The organism is Vibrio parahaemolyticus (assembly GCF_900460535.1).
Classification (GTDB): Bacteria; Pseudomonadota; Gammaproteobacteria; order Enterobacterales; family Vibrionaceae; genus Vibrio; species Vibrio parahaemolyticus.
Window position 1 is genome coordinate 2,848,889 of the sequence record NZ_UHIL01000001.1, and the last position, 21,265, is coordinate 2,870,153.

Consider the following 21,265-nt stretch of genomic DNA (forward strand, 5'->3'; position numbering starts at 1 on the left):
GATCTATCCTTCTGTTGGTTGGATCTACTTATTTAAGTAACACTCTTACGAGTTGTTACCCTGCTGAATTCGACGCAGAGAACGCTCTCGTCGAGACTCTTCTCGAGTCAAATCCAACAATGTTTCTTCGATGTAAGCCAAGTGCGAATGAGACATCTCACGAGCCTTTTCAGGCTGACCAGAAACAATCGCATCCACAATGTTAGCTCGGTGTTTACTCACTTTCTCGACCGCCTCTGGGCGGCGACGTAGTAATTTAAAATTCTGTAGAATGTTTTGCTCAATCTGTAGAATGTTTTGCTCAAGTAGAGGAGCTAAGCTACGCACAATGTGCAGTAACACGACATTATGAGCCGCTTCTGTTATGGCAATTAAAAACTGCATAACTTCCGCTGATTCCGCTTCGATATCGTTGTTTGCTTGCTCTTTACTAATGCGCTCAAGGCAGCCTTGAATGCGTGCAAAATCTTCTTCGGTACCACGCAAAGCTGCAAAATACGCCGAAATCCCTTCCATTGCATGACGTGACTCAAGCAAATCAAGTTGGGTTTCAGAGTGGCTAGACAACAAATTCAGCAAAGGATCGGAAAAGCTTTTCCAGATGTTTTCGCTAACGAAAGTACCGCCACCTTGGCGACGAGTTAACAAACGTTTCGCTTCTAAGCGTTGGATGGCTTCACGGACTGAAGGACGAGACACATCGAACTGTTTCGCCAGTTCGCGCTCAGGTGGCAATTGTTGCCCCGGAGACAATGTTCCTTCCACAATCAACCTTTCTAACTCTTGTTCAATAACATCAGAGAGCTTTGGCTGACGAATCCTTTGATAAGCCATAATTTATTGTTCTTCTACTCTTGCAGGTAATTGGTAATACCAATTTTAAGTTGGTGCAGAAATTAACATAATTAAAACGCAACTGTCCAGCCAAAAATTGACCTAAATCATAGAACGGACTTGCAACCAACAGTCTGATAACAATTGACTATTAAAACGGCAAAAAAATTGGTCTGACCAATTACATTAACAAAACAAATGGGAATTCGACGTGCTAGCGGTTTTGGAAAAGAAATACAAAAAATGACAAAATGATCAGTCTATTTATTCACCAAAACGAACTCATTAGTCGTAAAAATGTAGTTAATTTTTAACAACCATTAATATTTCTCGTATCAAAAAAAGGCATACCTGATCGTATGCCTTATTTATTTCCGTTTTTTGAATTTACAGTTTTGCTACAAATCAACGTTGAACCAGCTGCCTATATTTAACCCAATCAAAGCTTAGACCAGGATCGCTTTTTCTCAAGGGAGCAATGTATTGATGGCCGGTAATTCGTGGCAAGGTAATTTGAGGATATTGATGCATGATGGCTTGAGTTAATCGAGCAAGTGATTGATATTGCTCTTCTGTATACGCCACAAATTCTGTTCCCTCTAGCTCAATGCCAATAGAGTAATCATTGCAACGGTCTCTCCCGGCAAAGCTTGATTGCCCCGCATGCCATGCTCTATCAAGAAATGAAACGAACTGAACAATCTCACCGTCACGCTTTATTAAACAATGCGCTGAAACGCCCATTTTGTGAATTACCTCAAAAAACGGGTGCGCGTTAGGATCAAGATTGCCGCTGAAAAAGTCTTCAATATACGACCCACCAAACTGGCCAGGTGGCAAACTGATGTTATGAACAACTAATAGAGAGATATCGTGTTCGCTGTTACGTGCATCAAAAAATGGTGATGGAACATGCTTTGCGTGAGTCAACCATCCATTATCGATAATTGGGGGCATATCAACCTCTATAGTTTGCAAATTAACTGCTGAAATTATTGACACCGGAGAGTATCATTCGATGCCATCTCCCTTTCAAGACTAGATTTGCGATGAAGAACACACACAACAGCCAAGAACGCCTAGAATACCTCAAGCAACAGCTTCCTTTAGAAATCACCCGCTCTGTCGCCGATACCTTAAAAGAAGATCTAGGTGGCACGTTGGATGCGTCACAAGATATCACTGCATCTCTTATTCCTGCTGATGCAATGAATACCGCAACCATCATCACTCGTGAACACGGCGTGTTTTGTGGTCAAGCTTGGGCAGATGAAGTATTTAAACAGCTTGGCGGCAAAGTCACTATCGAATGGCATGTAAAAGATGGCGATAAAGTCGAGCCAAACCAAACACTTTGTACGCTGACTGGCCCAGCTCGTGACCTGTTAACGGGTGAGCGCAACGCAATGAACTTTATTCAAACCCTTTCTGGCTGTGCAACAACAACCGCTGAGTATGCAGCAAAAATCGCGCATACCGATTGTCGTTTGTTAGACACACGCAAAACCATTCCGGGTCTTCGAAGTGCTCTGAAGTACGCCGTTGCTTGCGGTGGCGGTTTTAACCATCGTATCGGTGTGTTCGACGCTTACCTCATCAAAGAAAACCACATCATCGCTTGTGGCGGAATTACTCAAGCAATCACCACAGCAAAAGAACTTAATCCTGGCAAACCAGTAGAAGTAGAAACAGAAAGCTTGGCTGAGCTACAAGAAGCGATCGAAGCAGGTGCCGACATCATAATGCTAGATAACTTCACCAAAGAAATGATGCGTGAAGCCGTAGAGATTAACGCAGGCCGTGCCGCTTTAGAAAACTCAGGCAACATCACTCTAGATACTATCGCTGAATACGCAGAAACCGGAGTCGATTACATTTCGGTAGGCGCACTAACTAAGCATCTAAAAGCGATGGATCTTTCGATGCGCTTCAAATAACACAAGCAACAAAATTCAAATTACTTCAACTAACTCAGTAAGTTGTGAGTAATTCATCATTAAAAAGGGCTACTAGGCCCTTTCTTTTTATCCACTAAAAAAATAGCACTACTCGCAAAACTCTGCATACGATATGCAACTTTCTACCAAAGAGTTTTACCTCACTCGAGGCCCCATCTCTTCCCCATTTTCAACCTTTATGAAGTCTCCATAATCCTTCGCTAATGCAAGGGCATTATTTATTTCATTAAGAAGGAAAGAAAATGAAACACAGTAAACAGAAAAAACAGCAAGGTTTTACCTTGATTGAATTGATGATTGTGGTTGGGATTATTGGGATTATAAGTGCATTAGCTGTACCAGCTTATAAAAGCTATGTACTAAAAACCGAAGCTAATACTGCTGTGGGCGTGCCAAGAGCCTTGTTAGCAAACGTAGACCTCTTCGTCCAAGAAAAAGGTAAATACCCTAATTCTACTCAAACTGCCGATCTTGCAGCTATCGGAGCTGCTATAGATATGAGTGCGATGGGAACTCTTGCTATCACTCCTGACGCAGACGGTTCTGAGTACGGGGACATTGAGTTTACCATTGGCTCTAATGCTTCATTGAGTGGCAAAAAGGTTACGTTTGCTCGCTCAACTAACGGTTGGAAGTGTACGCATGATACAGGTCAAGACCTTAAAGGCTGTGCTACCACTCCAGCAACTCCTTAACATGCTAACCAACCTCTCGACAATTCTTCGCCAAAACGGGTTACTGACTTTTCCCCAAGAAGAATCGTTATTTGAGCAAATCAAAGCTTCTGGCATCTCGATGCCGGAGGCTTTACTTAGTTCTGGATTCTTCACGTCAAGCGAACTGGCCGAGCACTTAAGTTCTATTTTTGGCTTAAGTCAGCCCGAGTTATCTCAATATGAATATGCTTCGCTTTGCCAACAACTCGGCCTGCGTGAACTAATCACACGACATAATGCACTCCCACTCCACCGTACTCCTTCAACTTTATTATTAGCGGTTGCCGACCCCACGAATCAACAAGCTGAAGATGATTTCCGCTTTGCCACTGGTTTACAGGTTGAATTGGTGTTGGCGGATTTTCGCGAACTCAGTGCAGCAATACGCCGTCTTTATGGTCGCGCGCTTGGTCAAGCACGATCCCAGATCAAAGAGATCAACCAAGAAGAACTAGCGAATCTGGTTGATGTGGGCGCAGATGAAATCGACAACATCGAAGACTTGAGCCAAGACGAGTCGCCCGTTAGCCGTTACATCAACCAAATTCTGTTGGATGCTGTGCGTAAAGGCGCATCCGATATCCACTTTGAGCCTTATGAAAAGATGTACCGAGTTCGTCTACGTTGCGATGGCATTTTGATCGAAACTCAGCAACCGCCAAATCACTTGAGTCGTCGCTTATCAGCTCGTATCAAAATTCTCTCTAAACTTGATATTGCAGAGCGACGTTTACCACAAGATGGGCGAATTAAACTCAAACTGAATCAAGACACTGCGATTGATATGCGGGTATCTACGCTACCAACCTTGTTTGGAGAGAAAATCGTACTCCGACTGCTCGATAGCAGCTCTGCATCACTAGATATCGACAAGCTTGGTTATAGTGAGCAACAAAAACAACTGTATTTAGAGGCTCTGCGTCGTCCACAAGGTATGATTCTGATGACAGGCCCAACAGGAAGCGGCAAAACCGTTTCGTTGTACACTGGATTAAATATTCTCAATAAACCAGAGATCAATATATCCACAGCAGAGGATCCTGTGGAAATTAACTTATCGGGCATTAACCAAGTTCAAGTCCAACCTAAGATTGGTTTTGGCTTTGCAGAAGCTCTACGTTCTTTTCTGCGTCAAGATCCCGATGTGGTCATGGTGGGGGAGATTCGAGACCTAGATACTGCGGAAATCGCGATTAAGGCGTCCCAAACCGGTCACTTAGTGCTCTCTACTTTGCATACCAACTCTGCGGCTGAAACCATCATTCGTTTATCAAACATGGGCGTAGAAAGTTTTAACCTCGCCTCTTCTCTTAGCTTGATTATTGCCCAACGCCTAGCTCGCAAACTTTGTCCATATTGTAAACAACCGCAAGAGCATACCGTTCAACTTCAGCACCTCGGCATCCAAACAACTGACAACATCTTTAAAGCCAATCCAGATGGTTGCAACGAATGTACCCATGGTTATTCTGGCCGAACGGGTATCTATGAAGTCATGCGCTTTGATGAATCTCTATCCGAAGCTCTTATTAAAGGAGCCTCAGTACATGAACTGGAAAAGCTTGCCATTGCGAACGGCATGAGCACCTTGCAAATGTCCGGAATAGAAAAACTCAAACAAGGCATCACAAGCTTTAGTGAGTTACAACGCGTGCTCTATTTCTAATCCTTTAATCAGCAGTTACCCCTATGAAAACTACGACACCACAATTAAAGAACTTCCGTTGGAAAGGCGTCAACAGCTCAGGGAAAAAGACCTCTGGTCAAACTCTGGCAATGAGCGAAATCGAAGTACGAGAGCGCTTAGATGCCCAGCACATCAAAATCAAAAAGCTAAAGAAAAGCAGCATCTCTTTTTTGACCAAACTTAGCCATCGCGTAAAAGGAAAGGACATCACGGTTTTCACTCGTCAAATCTCAACGATGCTAGTAACCGGTGTGCCGCTAGTACAAGCATTAAAATTGGTCTCTGATAACCACAAAAAAGCGGAAATGAAATCCATTTTGATGAGTGTAACTCGGGCTGTTGAAGCGGGTACGCCGATGTCCAAAGCGATGCGTACCGCCAGCAACCATTTTGACCCGCTATATACCGACCTGATTGCGACAGGAGAACAATCGGGCAACTTAGCCGAAGTGTTCGAACGCTTAGCTACCTACAGGGAAAAAAATGAGCAGCTTAGAGCCAAAGTGATCAAGGCTCTAATATATCCAGCCATGGTTATTCTAGTTGCACTGGGAGTATCGTTTATCATGCTAACCAAGGTCATTCCCGAGTTTGAAAAAATGTTTGTTGGCTTTGGCGCTGAATTGCCATGGTTTACAAGGCAAGTCTTAGATCTTTCCGCTTGGACACAAAACTGGAGCCCATTTATCGCACTTGGCTCCATCTGTGTATTTATCTCCGCGAGAGTACTCTCTAAGCGTTCAGATTCTTTTCGCTTAATGCTCAACCGCTCTGTGCTTAAGTTTCCAGTCCTTGGGGCAGTTTTATCGAAAGCCGCTATCGCAAAATTTAGTCGAACCCTCGCTACAAGCTTTACGGCGGGCATTCCGATTTTAACCAGTTTAAAAACCACCTCGAAAACGTCCGGAAATATGCATTATCAATTGGCTATCGAAGAGGTTTATCGCGATACCGCAGCAGGAATGCCGATGTATGTTGCAATGCGCAATTGCAACGTGTTCCCCGAGTTGGTGCTGCAAATGGTTATGATCGGCGAAGAATCCGGCCGACTTGACGATATGCTCAATAAAGTCGCCACAATTTACGAGTTTGAAGTGGACAACACCGTCGATAACCTCAGTAAAATCTTAGAACCATTAATTATCGTTTTTTTAGGTATCGTTGTCGGTGGCTTGGTCACAGCAATGTACTTGCCAATCTTTAACTTAATGAGTGTATTGGGCTAGAATGAGCCGTTAATCCCTTCAAAACAGCATGTTGCTGATTTGACTTATCGCTCAAGAGACAAATATGGAAGTGTTCCAGTACTACCCTTGGCTATTCGTGGTGTTTGCCAGTATCTTCGGTTTAATTGTGGGTAGTTTTCTTAATGTAGTCATTTATCGGCTACCTAAAATTATGGAATTAGAATGGCGCCGTGAATGCGCCGAATCATTCCCTGAATATAAGATTAAGCCACCTCAAGAAGTTTTGACATTAAGCGTGCCTCGCTCTTCGTGCCAAAACTGCGCGACGCCAATTCGTATTCGAGACAATATTCCTGTAATCAGCTGGCTACTGTTAAAAGGAAAATGCCATCATTGTCATACCGCAATTAGTCCTCGATATCCGCTGATAGAATTACTCACTGCTGCGTGCGCTGGTTTTGTGGCTTATCATTTCGGCTTTAGCTACTTTACGGTTGCGTTAATCTTTTTCACATTTGTCTTAATAGCCGCGACTTTTATCGATCTCGATACTATGCTGCTACCGGACCAATTAACATTACCATTAACTTGGGCTGGCATTGCGTTAGCATTAACAGAAATAAGCCCTGTTAGTCTACAAGACGCCGTAATTGGTGCGATTGCCGGTTATTTGTGTCTTTGGTCAGTATATTGGGGGTTCAAACTGCTTACTGGTAAAGAAGGCATGGGTTACGGTGATTTTAAATTGCTGGCTGCCCTTGGCGCTTGGCTAGGATGGCAATCATTACCAATGATCATCCTACTTTCTTCCGTCGTCGGTGTGATATTCGGGCTAGTCCAGTTACGACTACAAAAACAAGGTATAGAGAAAGCTTTCCCTTTCGGCCCATATTTAGCGATTGCAGGATGGGTAAGCTTAATCTGGGGCGATCAAATTCTAAGTTGGTACTTCACGTCAATTTTAGGGGTGTAAATGGCTTTGGTAATAGGCTTAACGGGTGGTATCGCCAGCGGTAAAACTACCGTAGCGAATCTGTTCAAGCAGCAGTTTAAAATTGATATTGTCGATGCAGATATTGTCGCACGAGAAGTCGTCGAACCTGGAACTCCCGGGTTAAATGCAATCATTCAACATTTTGGTCAAGACATTACGCATGACGACAACACCTTAGATCGTGCCAAGTTACGCGAAAAAATCTTTTCTAATCCAGAAGAAAAAGCTTGGCTCAATGCATTGTTACATCCGATCATTCGAGAAAAAATGATAGAAGACCTTCAACAGGTCACGTCGGATTATGCATTATTGGTCGTGCCATTGCTCGTTGAAAACAACCTCGATAGTTTGTGCGATCGTGTCCTCGTTGTAGATGTAGAACCTGAAACTCAAATTTCTCGCACCGTTAAACGCGACAACGTAAGCGAAGAGCAAGCACATGCGATTCTCGCCTCTCAAGCTTCAAGACAGCAGAGACTCGATATCGCTGACGATGTGGTTAAAAACAATCCAAATGACCCAGATCTTTTGCTTCAAATCACAGATTTGCACGAAAAGTACCTAGCCATGTGTAAGAAAAATCTGCGAAAATAGGAATGAAACTCACCAAGGCTTATGTCGATGACCACGCACAAATTTGAACATCCGTTAAATGAGAAAACTCGTATTTATCTAAGAGTAGAGTCTCTGCTGCGTCAGGCTCACTTGGCCTCTGGTTTTGCCGATAATCACCAGTATCAACTTTTTTTCCGTGCTCTTTTTGACATGGTAGAGATCTTCGAGCAGATCCAACTAAAAAGTGAATTGGCTAAAGATCTTGAGAAACAGCGCCTCTCCTATCGCCATTGGCTAAATGTAGAAGGTGTTGATCAAGAAGCCCTCAATTCGTTACTCAATGAAATTGATGTGGTTCATAGTCAATTAATGGGTGCAGAGCGTTTTGGTCAAGCGTTAAAAGAAGATCGCTTCCTTAGCTCTATTCGCCAACGTTTCAATCTGCCAGGTGGCTCGTGCTGCTTTGATTTACCAGCATTACATTACTGGCTTCATCTGCCTATTGAACGTAAAAAGCATGATGCCAACCAATGGCAAAAGAGTTTGAAACCGCTTTCCGATGCGCTCACCTTGTGGCTAAAGCTTGCTCGTGAAACCGGTCATTTTAAAGCCCAAATCGCGCGCGCAGGATTCTTCCAAAGTGACGCAGATGAAGCAAATATCCTCCGACTTCATATTCCTATGAAGTATGGCGTCTACCCTATGATTTCAGGTCATAAAAATCGTTTTGCGATTAAATTTATGGCTTTTGAAAATGGTCAGGCATGCACACAAGATGTCGAGTTTGAATTAGCCGTTTGTAGCTAATCAAAACATCAGGCTATTATTCTAAATACTTCGCTTTAATACCAAGATTACAATGGGACGATTCAACCATGTCTAAAATTACTATCGTTCAATGCCCTCAATGTGGTACCGACGTTGAATGGGGAGAACAAAGTCCTCATCGCCCTTTCTGTAGTAAAAAATGCCAAATGATCGATTTTGGTGAATGGGCAGATGAAGAAAATGCCATTGCTGGCGCCCCAGATATGTCAGACAGTGACGGCTGGTCAGAAGATCAATACTAGAGGTTCTAGGTTCTAGGTTCTAGGTTCTAGGTTCTAGGTTCTAGGTTCTAGGTTCTAGGTTCTAGGTTCTAGGTTCTAGGTTCTAAAAGTTGAGGAAGTTGGCGTGAAAGCGTCAACTTTTTTATTGCCTGTCGGAAAACTTTCCCTGAAGGCTTCTCCACTACTATCGGGGTTGTAACCTTTCAAGTTACAGTTCCACTCTATATCAGCGGGTTAAGTGAGTTATTTAAACACAAGCAATTTGTTTAGCGCAGAACGCAGATATTTTTCTTGCTACCTAGGAAGAGGCGCGGAGTGTACGCCAGTACATGAGCACCGATGACAACGGTAGAAAGAGAAATAGCCAGTTATGAGGCAAACATAAAAAAACGGAGCCAAAAAGGGCTCCGTTTAATGAGAACGCTAGTTATAGCATTACTTCTTAGCAAGTTTCTCTTTGATACGAGCTGACTTACCAGAACGCTCGCGTAGGTAGTACAACTTGGCACGACGTACTGCACCACGGCGTTTAACTTCGATGCTATCAACGATTGGAGAGTGTGTTTGGAACGTACGCTCAACACCTTCACCGTTAGAGATCTTACGTACAGTGAAAGCAGAGTGCAGGCCACGGTTACGGATTGCGATTACAACGCCTTCGAAAGCCTGTAGACGCTCACGGTCACCTTCTTTAACTTTAACCTGAACTACAACAGTGTCACCTGGTGCAAATTTAGGTAGGCCTGATTTCATTTGCTCTTCTTCAAGAGCCTTGATGATGTTACTCATTTTTAAAATTCCTAGAATAAACTGATACTAAATAAATTAGGTTACTTTGCATTATGCTCACTAATGAACTCTGCAAGTAATTGTTCCTGTTCGTCAGTCAGAGCTAGGTTTTCCAGGAGCTCTGGTCTTCTAAGCCAAGTTCGGCCCAGCGACTGCTTTAGTCGCCATTGACGAATGTCCTTGTGATTGCCTGACATCAGTACCGATGGCACCTCTTTGTCATCCAATACTTCTGGACGCGTATAGTGAGGGCAATCTAGCAAGCCATTAGCAAAAGAATCTTCTTCTGCTGACGCAAAATCTCCTAATACGCCCGGAATAAACCGAGATACAGAATCAATTAACGTCATGGCTGGTATCTCACCACCCGTCATCACAAAATCCCCAATCGACCATTCTTCGTCGACTTCAGATTGAATGATGCGCTCATCTACCCCTTCATAACGACCACAAATCAGAAGCAAATTCTCATTTGTTGCCAGTTCTTCGACTCCTTTTTGGTCGAGCTTACGACCTTGAGGAGATAGGTAAATGACTTTCGTCTTACCCGGTGAGGCTTTCTTAGCGGTATGAATGGCATCGCGTAAAGGCTGAACCATCATTAACATACCAGGGCCACCACCGTAAGGTCGGTCATCGACAGTGCGATGTTTGTCGTGAGTGAAATCGCGAGGATTCCATGTCTCAATCGACAAAAGACCTTTTTTAACCGCTTGACCTGTTACTCCAAAATCAGTAACAGAACGGAACATTTCAGGAAAAAGGCTAATAACGCCAACCCACATGTTTATCTCGCTCTGTAATTTTGGAGATTAGAATCCAGGATCCCAGTCAACTTCGATCCGTTGAGCTTCGCGATCAACTTTGATGATCACTTGCTCTTCAAGGAACGGAATTAGTCGTTCCTTTTGCCCGAAAGCATCTTTAAGATTTGCTTTAACAACCAGAACATCGTTTGAGCCAGTTTCTAGCATGTCAGTAACGACACCTAGATCGTAACCTTTAGTGGTTACTACGTGCATTCCAAACAATTCACGCCAGTAGAATTCATCTTCTGACAATTCAGGAAGTACTGCAGGGTCAATAGCAATTTCAAAGTTAGTCATTAAATGCGCGTCTTCACGAACATCCATGCCTTCCAGCTTAGCCACCATACCTTTGTTATGGCGCTTCCAGCTTTCTACTTTGTACTCAACCCACTTGCCCTTTTGGTTAATATACCAAGGGCTGTAATCGAAAATGCTTTCAGCATTGTCTGTGTAGGAAAAAACCTTAAGCCAACCTCGAATGCCGTAAGTAGCACCAAACTTGCCTACAACAATCTTTTCGTTGCTCATTGTTTCTTTACCTTTCATCGACATAAACTAGTTTCTACTTCTGAAGTAAAAATTAAGCCGCTTTTTGAGCGTCTTTAACTAGCTTAGCAACGCGGTCAGATACAGACGCGCCTTGACCAACCCAGTGGTTAACGCGGTCTAGGTCTAGACGTAGACCTTCTTCTTGACCTTTAGCAGTTGGGTTGAAGAAACCAACTTTCTCGATGAAACGGCCAGTTGCAGCGTTGCGGCTGTCCGCTACTACGATTTGATAAAATGGACGCTTCTTAGCGCCGTGACGTGCCAAACGAATGGTTACCATGTCGTCCTCTTTGCTTTCTCAAAAATAAAATTAACCCCAAAAACCGTTCAATAACCTGAACAATCTGGGGTCTCGTGCCAAAATAAAGCTCCGGAATTTTACTCTTATCCCGGAGCAATGCAAGGGTTTAGTTACTTTTTCACCAACATAAATCGAAATTCAAGTTTGTGACGCAGCTAACACCCTGAAACTATAGTCACATCGATGAATTATCGACCAAATGGATTGAAGCCGCCGCCTCCACCCATACCGCCCATCATGCCTTGCATGTTACGCATCATGCCTTTCATGCCGCCCTTCTGCATTTTCTTCATCATCTTCTGCATTTGGGTGAACTGCTTCAGTAGACGGTTAACATCTTGAACCTGTACACCTGAACCTGCAGCGATACGCTTTTTACGCGAGCCTTTAATGATTTCAGGACGTTGACGCTCTTTCATCGTCATTGAGCTGATGATCGCTTCCATTTGCTTGAACATCTTGTCATCGACTTTGTCTTTCACGTCAGATGGTAGCTGAGACATACCTGGTAGCTTGTCTAGCATGCCCATCATGCCACCCATGTTTTGCATTTGACCTAGCTGTTCACGGAAGTCTTCAAGGTCGAAACCTTTCTTCTCTTTGAACTTCTTCGCTAGCTTCTCTGCTTTTTCTTGGTCAACATTGCGTTGTAGGTCTTCAATCAAAGACAGAACGTCGCCCATGCCAAGAATACGTGATGCTACTCGGTCTGGGTGGAATGGTTCTAGTGCGTCAGTTTTCTCACCGACACCTAAGAACTTAATTGGCTTGCCCGTGATATGACGAACTGACAGCGCAGCACCACCACGCGCATCACCATCAACCTTAGTAAGAATCACACCAGTAAGTGGTAGTGCATCACCAAAGGCTTTTGCTGTATTCGCCGCATCTTGACCTGTCATTGCATCAACAACGAACAGCGTCTCAACAGGATTGATAGCTGAGTGAAGATCTTTGATCTCCCCCATCATTTCTTCATCGATAGCCAAACGACCCGCGGTATCGACAATTAATACGTCGTAGAATTTCTTCTTCGCGTGGTCGATTGCTGCGTTAGCAATATCAAGTGGCTTTTGATCTGGTGAAGATGGGAAGAAGTCGACACCGATGTCTGATGCTAGTGTTTCTAACTGTTTGATCGCCGCAGGACGGTAAACGTCGGCAGACACCACAAGCACTTTCTTCTTATCGCGCTCTTTTAGAAGCTTAGATAGCTTACCTACCGATGTGGTTTTACCCGCACCTTGTAGACCTGCCATCAAAAGTACTGCTGGCGGCTGTGCTGCTAGGTTAAGCGCTTCGTTAGACTCACCCATTACCGCTTCAAGCTCTGCTTGAACGATCTTGATGAATTCTTGGCCCGGAGTTAAGGATTTAGAAACTTCTACGCCAACCGCTTTTTCTTTAACGCGGTTTACGAATTCGCGAACAACAGGAAGTGCAACGTCAGCCTCTAAAAGGGCCATACGAACTTCACGTAGGGTTTCTTTAATGTTGTCTTCGGTCAGACGACCTTTGCCACTGATATTTTTCAGCGTTTTGGATAATCGATCCGTTAAATTCTCAAACATCTTTGTCTCTTCGCTAAAATGGCGATTAATTAGGGTGAGTATACCTTAGCCAACGTCACAGTCATACCCGAACACTACTCTTATAACTAAGTTGAGGGCTAACTTGTTAATTTCAATATCTCATCTCTCATGATTGATGACGCATATAACGTAGCCCCAAAGAGTAATGCAAGGTATAATTTCGTCACCGTGCACAACAACATTTAGGATTCATGGATAGCTTAATTGCCATCGCGGCCGCCATGCTCTACGTTTTGGCGATTGCGACCATCATACCTGGACTCTCTCAACAGTCAGGAATCAAAGCAAAAACAGTGTTTGCCAGTGCTGCCTGTGCGCTTGTTTTTCATGCGTGGATTTTGAGTGACCTGATATTTGATGGTTCTGGTCAAAACCTGAGTATTCTTAACGTCGCGTCTTTGATCAGTTTTATTATTTCGCTGGTCATGAGCATTGCAATGTTGAAAAACCGACTGTGGTTTTTATTGCCTGTCGTTTATAGCTTTGCTGCCATCAACTTAACTGCTGCCACATTTTTACCAAGCACGTTTGTCAAGCACTTAGAAAATGACCCGAAGCTGCTCATTCATATCTCTTTTGCACTATTTTCCTATGCAACGCTCACCATCGGCGCTTTGTACGCGCTGCAATTGGCTTGGCTCGATCACAAATTAAAAGCGAAGAAGTCGCTGGCTATTAACCCTAATTTACCACCGCTTTTAATGGTTGAACGTCAGCTATTTAAAATCATTCTGATTGGTAACTTACTGCTGACAGGCACACTCATCACTGGTTTTGTGTTTGTACAAGACATGTTTGCGCAAGGCAAAGCGCATAAAGGTATTCTTTCCTTCATTGCGTGGATCGTTTATTCCATCTTACTTTGGGGCCACTACCATAAAGGTTGGCGCGGTCGAAAAGTAACGTGGTTTGCGGTTGCTGGTGCGACGTTATTAACGTTGGCCTATTTTGGCAGTCGTTTTGTAAAAGAAATCATCTTGAATTAAGGAGCTCTCGGGCTCCTTAATCCTTTATATTCGCGGACAGATAAAATACAGTACGCATTAATTCATTGAATTCGCAGCTCACTTTGCTGTTGAATTGCCAAAAACATACAAGGAACAGCTACGTTTTGGACGACATATCTACGGGTATCTTATTTGCGCTACTCGCGTGTCTTATCGTCATATCAGGTTATTTTTCTGGTTCAGAAACAGGGATGATGTCTTTGAACCGTTACCGCTTGAAGCACTTAGCGAAAAGTGGGCATAAGGGCGCCAAACGTGTCGAAAAGTTATTAGACCGACCAGATCGCTTGATTGGTCTTATTCTTATCGGCAACAACCTCGTGAACATTCTTGCTTCAGCAATTGCGACCATCATCGGCATGCGCCTATACGGCGATTTAGGTGTCGCGATCGCAACGGGTGCGCTAACTATGGTTGTCTTGGTGTTTGCCGAAGTCACACCAAAAACCGTTGCAGCGCTGTATCCAGAGCGTGTTTCCTACGCGAGCAGCATCTTGCTCACTATCCTAATGAAAGTGCTATCACCGCTCGTAATGCTGGTGAACTTTATTACTAATGGTTTCATTCGTTTGCTTGGCGTGAAAGCTGATCACACGGTAGAGGATCATCTGAGTTCGGAAGAGTTACGCACGGTCGTAAATGAAGCTGGCGGACTTATCCCTCGTCGACACCAAGACATGTTGGTGTCTATTCTCGATCTCGAACACGTTACTGTAAATGACATTATGGTGCCACGTAATGAGATTACGGGTATCGATATTAACGATGACTGGAAATCCATTGTTCGTCAGTTAACACACTCGCCACACGGTCGAATCGTTTTTTATCGCGACCAAATCGATGAAGTGGTTGGTATGCTGCGTTTACGTGAAGCGTACCGTTTGATGCTAGAAAAGAACGAGTTCAACAAAGAGACGTTACTACGCGCGGCAGATGAAGTGTATTACATTCCTGAAGGCACGCCGCTGAACGTACAAATGTTGAAGTTCCAACGCAACAAGCAGCGCATCGGTCTGATCGTAGACGAGTACGGTGATATCATCGGTCTAATCACTCTTGAAGACATCCTAGAAGAGATCATTGGTGAGTTCACGACGTCTATTTCTCCTAGTTTGTCTGATGAAATCAGCCCACAAGGCGATGGTAGTTTCTTAATTGAAGGCAGCACCAATATCCGCGATATCAACAAAGGTTTGAAATGGGATTTACCTACCGATGGCCCTAGAACCTTGAATGGTCTGATTTTGGAACACCTAGAAGATATTCCAGAGAGTCATTTAAGTGTCCGTGTCGCGGGCCACCCAATGGAAATTGTTGAAATCGAAGAAAACCGAATCAAGCTAGTTCGAGTCTATCCGAAGAAGAAAAAATCAACGTCCAAATAACCAAAAGAAAAGCCTGACTCATGTCAGGCTTTTTGTTTTGTGTTGCCGTTCCAAAAGAACTTAGTCTACGCGCAGCTCTTTTAGCATTGATTCTGGCAAAGCCAACTCGTCGTTTTTATTAACAGACACACCTGCGGCTAGAATGTTCTTGGCAATTTGCTGTGCTTCTTCTAAAGAATGCATCGCTGCAGTACCACACTGGTACTCATTTAGCTCAGGGATTTTGTTCTGGCTTTCCACTTTTAGCACATCTTCCATAGAAGCAAGCCATGCGTCTGCGACTTGCTGTTCAGAAGGCGTACCAATGAGACTCATGTAAAAACCAGTGCGACATCCCATCGGTGAGATATCAATGATTTCCACACTGTCACCATTTAGGTGATTGCGCATGAAACCTGCGTACAAGTGCTCTAGTGTATGAATGCCTTTCTCTGAAAGAATGTCTTTGTTAGGCGCAGTGAAGCGTAAGTCGAAAACCGTAATGGTATCTCCTTTTGGAGTTTGCATGGTTTTCGCGACACGCACTGCTGGTGCATTCATGCGAGTGTGGTCTACGGTGAAGCTATCGAGTAAAGGCATTACATCTCTCCTGATCGTAATTCCAACACCTTGAGGTATTGGTTTGGTTTTTATACCCAAATGGGGTTAAAAGAACCAGCTGCTGTTGTCTTCCAATTCCTGACGACATTGTTTCAGCTGCCAGCCATAAGTCTTTGCGGTTTGCTCAACTCGCCGAGCCACTTTCATCAAACTAGGCTTTCTTTTGTAAGTTCCACGTTTATAACCGCCTCGCCCTTCATGATAGGCCAGATACTGGTTATAAGGGTCCCACAATGAAATGCCTAACTGGCGACGAGTCTCGTGGGTATACCACCCAACAAACATTATCGAATCATCAAAATTGGTGCGCGAACCACCTTGCCCGGTGGAATCTTGGAAGTCATCCCAAGCTGGATCTTGAGCCTGTGCATAGCCATACGCACTGCTTACGCGTCCCCAAGGAATGAAACCCAATACGTAATCTTTGGGTGGTTTGGCATCATGGCGGAAACTGCTTTCCTGCTTGATGATGGCCATGGCAACATGAATGGGCGTTCCCCACTCTTTTTCCATATCTTTCGCATCATCATACCAACCAGATTTTTCTCGGAATATCTCACATAGGTTATCTTGCTGTTTTGGTGGCGCTGTCGCACATCCCGCAAGCAACACACTTCCTAGCACCGATACAACCAACGGCTTAATGTTCAATCCCACCCAATCCTTACTTATTGATTATTGTTTTAGATAAGCGAAGTAATTTTCCAGAAACTCGTCAAAAGATAACGTATCGCTTTCTTCCGCTTGTCGCTGTGTCTCAACTGAAGAAGCCACTTCCGTTTCCATTATATCTTGCGAGTAATGTTGGTAACCGTGAGCCAGATTTTCTTCACGGAACTTCATGCCAAGAGCACAACCTACTTTGCCAAGTCCACCAAGTTCTTTGGTTAGCTCAAGCAATTGGCCAGAAATCGTCAGTTCAGGGTTATCAATCCATGCTTCTAGCTTGTCACATACAGCTTGGTAAGCATCGCCACCAGCCGCAGAATCCATCTCTACTGCAATTTGGCGCAACTCAACGAATACTCGTTTCGCCCAATCTTGCAAAGATAAGCGTTCACCTTGGCAACCGATCTGCAGCATCAAACCTTTTTCACGACCAGAGATGATCACTTTGTTCCAGTTGTCACGCCAGCATTCTAGTTCGCAGTTATCCATTGGGTCAGAATCTGACAACGCCGCCCACGTTAGGAAAAGATCTAAGAAACGAACTTGCTCTTCGCTAACACCAACGGCACTGAATGGGTTCACATCTAATGAGCGCACTTCAATGTATTCCACGCCCGCGCGATTCAATGCATCTGATGGCTTCTCACCACTTTTCGCTACGCGTTTCGGACGAATTGGGGCGTACAATTCATTTTCAATCTGGAGAATGTTGGTATTGAGCTGACGGTACTCACCATCCACTTTTACTCCAATTTTTGCGAATTCTTCAGATGGTCGACGAATCGCATCACCTAAACCTTCAAGATATTGGTCAATACTGTTGAAACCAATTTTCAATACGCTTTGAGCACTGTTGGTATAACCAAGATCACTCAAGCGAAGAGACGTCGCTTTAGGGAGATACAGTGTCCCACCGATGCTTTCAAACGGAAGTTTAGTCTCACGGCCTTGAATGAACGAACCACATAACGCTGGCGATGCACCAAAGAAGTAAGGGATCATCCAACCAAAACGGTAATAGTTACGAATCAAAGCAAAGTAAGCAGCTGATTTGGTGTCTTGGCGAGCTTGCTCATCCTGCTCACCATAAAGCGCATCCCAAAATGACTCAGGGAATGAAAAGTTGAAGTGAACACCAGAAATAATCTGCATCAAGCTACCGTAACGGCGTTTTAGCCCCTCACGGTACAATGTTTTCATTTTCGCCGAGTTCGATGAACCGTACTGAGCAAGCTGAATATCATCTTCACTGCCGACATAACATGGCATAGAAAGTGGCCACATCTTTTCTTCGCCCATTTTGGTTTGAGTGAAATGGTGAATGTCTTTCAGTTGCGCCATCAATTCTGGAATGTCATGAGAAACCGGAGTGATGAACTCCAGCAACGATTCAGAAAAGTCGGTGGTGATCCATTTGTTTGTGAACGCTGAGCCCAAACCCTCTGGATGAGGTGTTGTTGCTAGGTGTCCATCCTGACGATAGCGCAAAGTTTCTCGCTCAACACCGCGTCCAAACTGCTTAAATACTTCGGGGTTTGATGCAACTTTTTTTAGTCGCGCAGCAAAATCAGTCAAAATGAGGTTCGCTTATATTAGGAGCAGGACACTTGTCGCTCGGGACAAGTGAAAGCTAAGTTATTGATAGTTCATGCATCTAGATAAACAACCCATTAAAAGTCGCTTATCTAGATGAATAGCGGAGAGATCACTCTCCGCTATTAAATGTGTACTCTATCGAATGATTTCAAGCTCTTCTACGTCTTTCCCCAACTTTTCTAGTTGAGGACGAAGTGATTTAGCATCACCAACGACAATGATTTGATAGTCATTCGGATCAAACCATTTTTGAGCTAATGCATTCAAAGTTTGCTTATCCACTTTCTCAACGATAGCGTTTCTTTGCTGCAAGTAATCTTGATCGAGGTTGTACTTGAGAATATCACTAATGAGTTCCGCTTTTTGTGTCGGCGTTTCATACTTCAGTGCATCTTTTTGACCGACCGCTTGGCGCATAAATTTCATTTCTTCATCAGTCATTCCAGATTGAGCGTATTCATTCAGCTCATTTTCCATCTCGATAATCGATGCGACCGTCGAATCGGCACGAACTTGCGCGGTAAACACAACCGAACCGGTTTCAGGATTCCCCGAGAAGTAACCGTAAGCACCGTAGGTGTAGCCTTTGTCTTCACGCAGGTTTTGGTTGATGCGACTGTTAAAGTTACCCGCTAGGTTAAAGTTCGCGAGCTGGCTTAGATAAAAGTCACCCGTGGCATCATAAGGCATGCCTTGACGAACCATCATAACCACACTTTGCGGTGCCCCTGGTTTGTCGACAAGATGAATTTTCTGCTCACCTAATGCTGGTATTGTTTGAGGAGCATAAAGTGGTGCCGCTTCATCTTTCCATTCAGCCCAAAACGCAAGCTTCTGCTCAATGTCTTGTTTAGCAATGTCACCCACCACCACGACTTGTGCACTCTGCGGTGTGTAGTGCTTAGCGTAGAACTCACGTACATCATCAAGCGTTAGCGCACTGACCCCGGCTTGCGTGCCGTCTTTCGGACGAGCGAAAACAGAATCGCCATACAGCACTTGTCGACTTGCTTGAGATGCCATCCAACTTGGATTTTGATGTTCGTACACAAGCCCTTCGAGTGCCTGCATTTTCACACGATCAAAATCTTCTTGTTTGAACGCTGGCGATAGCAGCATCTCTTCAACGATTTTCAGTGTTGGCTCTAAATTCTTTTCTAAAGAAGAAACGCTGATGTTCGTCGTGTAGCCTGTTGCATCGACAGAGATCATGCTGCCGAGTTTATCGAGCTCAGCTTGAATTTGTTCCACGCTACGTTTGGTCGTTCCTTCTTGCAACATAGCAGCCGTCAGTTGCGCTAAGCCTTCTTTGCCTTTTTCCACAAAACGCGTGCCCGCTGGTAAGCTGAACTGCATCATGACTGTCGGAGTTTCGTTGCTCACGGTACCGAGTAGTTCAGAGCCGTTGTCAAAATGCACGTTGTACAGTTCTGGCATTGTTGCTTTCACTGGCTCACCTACCGGTGGCTGTACTGAACGATCAAAATTGTCCGTTGCGCGGCGATAGGCTAACTGATCATCGGTAATTTTTTTGTACTCTGGCAAGGTACGCTCTGGCGTTGTAAATGTCGCAGACTTAACAGCAAGATCCGTTTTGCCTTTTGGTACCACGCTCAAGGTGACTTTTGACTTAACTTGAATAAAGTTTTGGTACACCTTCTCAACAGATTGAGGAGTCACGGCACGAATCTGTTCCAATTGTTTTTCAATCAAATCAGGTTGGCCAAAGAAAGTTTCATTCGACGCTAGCTGTGTGACTTTACCTTTCACGCTTTCAAGCGCAAAAATCGCATCCGCTTCAGCTTTACCTTTCAACTGCTCCAGACGATCGTCAGTGACGCCTTTCTCTGCAAACTTGCTCATCGACTTCATAAGCTCATCATACAAGGTCGAAAGATCGCCTTTGTCTCCAGAATCTCCCATCGCGTAGACATAGAAATTACACGCAAGCTCTGCACAGTCATGGAAGGAACCCGCATCAACCGCTTTTTGCGTCTTCACTAAATCTTGGTACAGCACGCTGTTGGTACCACCACCTAATACTTCCGATAGCGTATCCAGAGATGCTTGGCTCTCTTCGCCGCTGTATGTGGTTGGCCACGCAATCATTACCATCGGTTGTTGGATACGATCTTCCAACGTAATGTATTTGTCTTCTTGCAACTTAGCTGGTTGTTTCGGTGCGTTTTCAACCTCTGGACCGCGAGGAATGGAACCGAAGTATTTGTTTACCCACGCCAGTGTTTGCTCGACATCTAAGTCACCACCGATCGTGATCGTCGCGTTGTTTGGACCGTACCAACGCAGAAAAAACGCTTTAAGATCATTCACGTCAACACGGTCAAGATCTTCAACGTAACCGATGGTTTGCCATGAGTAAGGATGACCTTCTGGGTATAACGCTTCAGACATACGTTCCCAAATCAAACCGTATGGACGGTTGTCATAACGTTGCGCACGCTCATTTTTCACCGTAGATCGTTGAATTTCAAATTTGCGCTGTGAAACCGCATCAAGCAAAAAACCCATGCGATCCGATTCAAGCCACAGCATTTTTTCCAGCTGATTCGCTGGAACGGTTTCAAAGTAATTGGTGCGATCGCGATTGGTCGTACCGTTTAACGTACCACCCGCCTCTGTGATGATTTTGAAGTGCTCTTGATCGCCAACGTTCTCTGAACCTTGGAACATCATATGTTCAAAGAAGTGCGCAAAGCCCGACTTACCGATTTCTTCACGAGCTGAGCCGACGTGATACGTGACATCAACGTGTACCAATGGATCAGAACCCTCTGGCGCTAGAATTACGGTCAAGCCGTTATCGAGTTTGTATTTTTGATATGGGATCTTAACTTTGCCGTCTTCTGCTTTCGATGATTCGACGAAAGTCACCCCTTTTGGCAACGATGAAACAGGGGAATTTGATGCACAGCCCGTGATCACTAACAGTGAGCACGCGCCAACCCAAAACATTCTCATGTACTTTCC

At 44.3% G+C, this 21,265-nt stretch carries 21 protein-coding genes; 10 read left to right on the top strand and 11 right to left on the bottom strand.

The features are described from left to right. Window positions 1–45 precede the first annotated feature (45 nt). On the bottom strand, window positions 46–834 hold the full coding sequence (gene pdhR, locus DYB02_RS14495) for a pyruvate dehydrogenase complex transcriptional repressor PdhR (protein ID WP_041955269.1): 789 nt from the start codon (window positions 832–834) through the stop codon (window positions 46–48). 405 nt (window positions 835–1,239) lie between these two features. Further along, window positions 1,240–1,791, bottom strand: a complete 552-nt coding sequence (gene ampD / locus DYB02_RS14500) for a 1,6-anhydro-N-acetylmuramyl-L-alanine amidase AmpD (RefSeq protein ID WP_005479703.1) — start codon at window positions 1,789–1,791, stop codon at window positions 1,240–1,242. A gap of 92 nt (window positions 1,792–1,883) precedes the next feature. Between ampD and nadC the strand changes: the two genes are divergently transcribed. The 8 genes from nadC to yacG all read left to right on the top strand — a co-directional run bounded on the left by nadC (window position 1,884) and on the right by yacG (window position 9,001). Then, complete coding sequence (gene nadC, locus DYB02_RS14505) at window positions 1,884–2,771, top strand: carboxylating nicotinate-nucleotide diphosphorylase (protein ID WP_025523107.1); 888 nt, start codon at window positions 1,884–1,886, stop codon at window positions 2,769–2,771. A 263-nt stretch (window positions 2,772–3,034) separates the two neighbouring features. After that, window positions 3,035–3,487 carry a pilin gene (locus DYB02_RS14510; protein ID WP_029846089.1) on the top strand — a complete coding sequence of 151 codons (453 nt, stop codon included), beginning with the start codon at window positions 3,035–3,037 and terminating at the stop codon, window positions 3,485–3,487. Between the two features lies 1 nt (window position 3,488). Beyond that, on the top strand, window positions 3,489–5,174 hold the full coding sequence (pilB, locus tag DYB02_RS14515; RefSeq protein WP_029804705.1) for a type IV-A pilus assembly ATPase PilB: 1,686 nt from the start codon (window positions 3,489–3,491) through the stop codon (window positions 5,172–5,174). Window positions 5,175–5,197: 23 nt separating this feature from the next. Then, complete coding sequence (locus DYB02_RS14520) at window positions 5,198–6,421, top strand: type II secretion system F family protein (protein ID WP_029804706.1); 1,224 nt, start codon at window positions 5,198–5,200, stop codon at window positions 6,419–6,421. 64 nt (window positions 6,422–6,485) lie between these two features. Then, on the top strand, window positions 6,486–7,355 hold the full coding sequence (locus tag DYB02_RS14525; protein ID WP_025501249.1) for a prepilin peptidase: 870 nt from the start codon (window positions 6,486–6,488) through the stop codon (window positions 7,353–7,355). Then, the gene (gene coaE / locus DYB02_RS14530) at window positions 7,356–7,970 is read left to right on the top strand and encodes a dephospho-CoA kinase (RefSeq protein ID WP_005480887.1); all 615 of its coding nucleotides are present in this window, start codon (window positions 7,356–7,358) and stop codon (window positions 7,968–7,970) included. Window positions 7,971–7,997: 27 nt separating this feature from the next. Further along, on the top strand, window positions 7,998–8,738 hold the full coding sequence (gene zapD / locus DYB02_RS14535; RefSeq protein WP_023624252.1) for a cell division protein ZapD: 741 nt from the start codon (window positions 7,998–8,000) through the stop codon (window positions 8,736–8,738). A 68-nt stretch (window positions 8,739–8,806) separates the two neighbouring features. After that, window positions 8,807–9,001 carry a DNA gyrase inhibitor YacG gene (yacG, locus tag DYB02_RS14540; protein WP_005462546.1) on the top strand — a complete coding sequence of 65 codons (195 nt, stop codon included), beginning with the start codon at window positions 8,807–8,809 and terminating at the stop codon, window positions 8,999–9,001. A 414-nt stretch (window positions 9,002–9,415) separates the two neighbouring features. On the opposite strand, the gene rplS is transcribed toward yacG, so the two are convergent. The 5 genes from rplS to ffh form a co-directional block, all read right to left on the bottom strand. Next, complete coding sequence (gene rplS, locus DYB02_RS14545) at window positions 9,416–9,769, bottom strand: 50S ribosomal protein L19 (protein WP_005462554.1); 354 nt, start codon at window positions 9,767–9,769, stop codon at window positions 9,416–9,418. A 41-nt stretch (window positions 9,770–9,810) separates the two neighbouring features. Next, window positions 9,811–10,554, bottom strand: coding sequence for a tRNA (guanosine(37)-N1)-methyltransferase TrmD (gene trmD, locus DYB02_RS14550; protein WP_005462562.1), 744 nt, complete (start codon window positions 10,552–10,554; stop codon window positions 9,811–9,813). A 27-nt stretch (window positions 10,555–10,581) separates the two neighbouring features. After that, window positions 10,582–11,130: a ribosome maturation factor RimM gene (gene rimM / locus DYB02_RS14555; protein WP_005462552.1), complete on the bottom strand. Its 549-nt coding sequence runs from the start codon at window positions 11,128–11,130 to the stop codon at window positions 10,582–10,584. A 28-nt stretch (window positions 11,131–11,158) separates the two neighbouring features. After that, complete coding sequence (gene rpsP, locus DYB02_RS14560) at window positions 11,159–11,407, bottom strand: 30S ribosomal protein S16 (RefSeq protein WP_005379962.1); 249 nt, start codon at window positions 11,405–11,407, stop codon at window positions 11,159–11,161. 209 nt (window positions 11,408–11,616) lie between these two features. Continuing rightward, window positions 11,617–12,999 carry a signal recognition particle protein gene (gene ffh, locus DYB02_RS14565; protein WP_005462555.1) on the bottom strand — a complete coding sequence of 461 codons (1,383 nt, stop codon included), beginning with the start codon at window positions 12,997–12,999 and terminating at the stop codon, window positions 11,617–11,619. A 212-nt stretch (window positions 13,000–13,211) separates the two neighbouring features. Between ffh and DYB02_RS14570 the strand changes: the two genes are divergently transcribed. After that, window positions 13,212–14,006, top strand: a complete 795-nt coding sequence (locus DYB02_RS14570; RefSeq protein ID WP_005462565.1) for a cytochrome C assembly family protein — start codon at window positions 13,212–13,214, stop codon at window positions 14,004–14,006. Window positions 14,007–14,131: 125 nt separating this feature from the next. Further along, a complete protein-coding gene (locus DYB02_RS14575; protein ID WP_005462557.1) occupies window positions 14,132–15,412 on the top strand; it encodes an HlyC/CorC family transporter in 1,281 nt (426 codons plus the stop codon). A 60-nt stretch (window positions 15,413–15,472) separates the two neighbouring features. Here the strand turns inward: DYB02_RS14575 and luxS are convergent, their stop codons facing one another. The 4 genes from luxS to DYB02_RS14595 all read right to left on the bottom strand — a co-directional run bounded on the left by luxS (window position 15,473) and on the right by DYB02_RS14595 (window position 21,256). Beyond that, window positions 15,473–15,991, bottom strand: a complete 519-nt coding sequence (gene luxS / locus DYB02_RS14580) for an S-ribosylhomocysteine lyase (protein ID WP_005462534.1) — start codon at window positions 15,989–15,991, stop codon at window positions 15,473–15,475. A 66-nt stretch (window positions 15,992–16,057) separates the two neighbouring features. Beyond that, window positions 16,058–16,663 (bottom strand): transglycosylase SLT domain-containing protein, encoded by a 606-nt coding sequence (locus DYB02_RS14585; RefSeq protein ID WP_015297256.1) that lies wholly within the window; start codon window positions 16,661–16,663, stop codon window positions 16,058–16,060. A gap of 24 nt (window positions 16,664–16,687) precedes the next feature. Further along, the gene (gene gshA, locus DYB02_RS14590) at window positions 16,688–18,256 is read right to left on the bottom strand and encodes a glutamate--cysteine ligase (RefSeq protein WP_029806072.1); all 1,569 of its coding nucleotides are present in this window, start codon (window positions 18,254–18,256) and stop codon (window positions 16,688–16,690) included. 156 nt (window positions 18,257–18,412) lie between these two features. After that, window positions 18,413–21,256 carry a M16 family metallopeptidase gene (locus DYB02_RS14595; RefSeq protein WP_029806070.1) on the bottom strand — a complete coding sequence of 948 codons (2,844 nt, stop codon included), beginning with the start codon at window positions 21,254–21,256 and terminating at the stop codon, window positions 18,413–18,415. Window positions 21,257–21,265: the final 9 nt, after the last annotated feature.

Bases quoted from the DNA above. Each gene is read 5' to 3' on its own strand.
- pdhR (WP_041955269.1), bottom strand. From the start codon at position 834: ATGGCTTATCAAAGGATTCGTCAGCCAAAGCTCTCTGATGTTATTGAA.
- ampD (WP_005479703.1), bottom strand. From the start codon at position 1,791: ATGCCCCCAATTATCGATAATGGATGGTTGACTCACGCAAAGCATGTT.
- nadC (WP_025523107.1), top strand. From the start codon at position 1,884: ATGAAGAACACACACAACAGCCAAGAACGCCTAGAATACCTCAAGCAA.
- DYB02_RS14510 (WP_029846089.1), top strand. From the start codon at position 3,035: ATGAAACACAGTAAACAGAAAAAACAGCAAGGTTTTACCTTGATTGAA.
- pilB (WP_029804705.1), top strand. From the start codon at position 3,489: ATGCTAACCAACCTCTCGACAATTCTTCGCCAAAACGGGTTACTGACT.
- DYB02_RS14520 (WP_029804706.1), top strand. From the start codon at position 5,198: ATGAAAACTACGACACCACAATTAAAGAACTTCCGTTGGAAAGGCGTC.
- DYB02_RS14525 (WP_025501249.1), top strand. From the start codon at position 6,486: ATGGAAGTGTTCCAGTACTACCCTTGGCTATTCGTGGTGTTTGCCAGT.
- coaE (WP_005480887.1), top strand. From the start codon at position 7,356: ATGGCTTTGGTAATAGGCTTAACGGGTGGTATCGCCAGCGGTAAAACT.
- zapD (WP_023624252.1), top strand. From the start codon at position 7,998: ATGACCACGCACAAATTTGAACATCCGTTAAATGAGAAAACTCGTATT.
- yacG (WP_005462546.1), top strand. From the start codon at position 8,807: ATGTCTAAAATTACTATCGTTCAATGCCCTCAATGTGGTACCGACGTT.
- rplS (WP_005462554.1), bottom strand. From the start codon at position 9,769: ATGAGTAACATCATCAAGGCTCTTGAAGAAGAGCAAATGAAATCAGGC.
- trmD (WP_005462562.1), bottom strand. From the start codon at position 10,554: ATGTGGGTTGGCGTTATTAGCCTTTTTCCTGAAATGTTCCGTTCTGTT.
- rimM (WP_005462552.1), bottom strand. From the start codon at position 11,130: ATGTCGATGAAAGGTAAAGAAACAATGAGCAACGAAAAGATTGTTGTA.
- rpsP (WP_005379962.1), bottom strand. From the start codon at position 11,407: ATGGTAACCATTCGTTTGGCACGTCACGGCGCTAAGAAGCGTCCATTT.
- ffh (WP_005462555.1), bottom strand. From the start codon at position 12,999: ATGTTTGAGAATTTAACGGATCGATTATCCAAAACGCTGAAAAATATC.
- DYB02_RS14570 (WP_005462565.1), top strand. From the start codon at position 13,212: ATGGATAGCTTAATTGCCATCGCGGCCGCCATGCTCTACGTTTTGGCG.
- luxS (WP_005462534.1), bottom strand. From the start codon at position 15,991: ATGCCTTTACTCGATAGCTTCACCGTAGACCACACTCGCATGAATGCA.
- DYB02_RS14595 (WP_029806070.1), bottom strand. From the start codon at position 21,256: ATGAGAATGTTTTGGGTTGGCGCGTGCTCACTGTTAGTGATCACGGGC.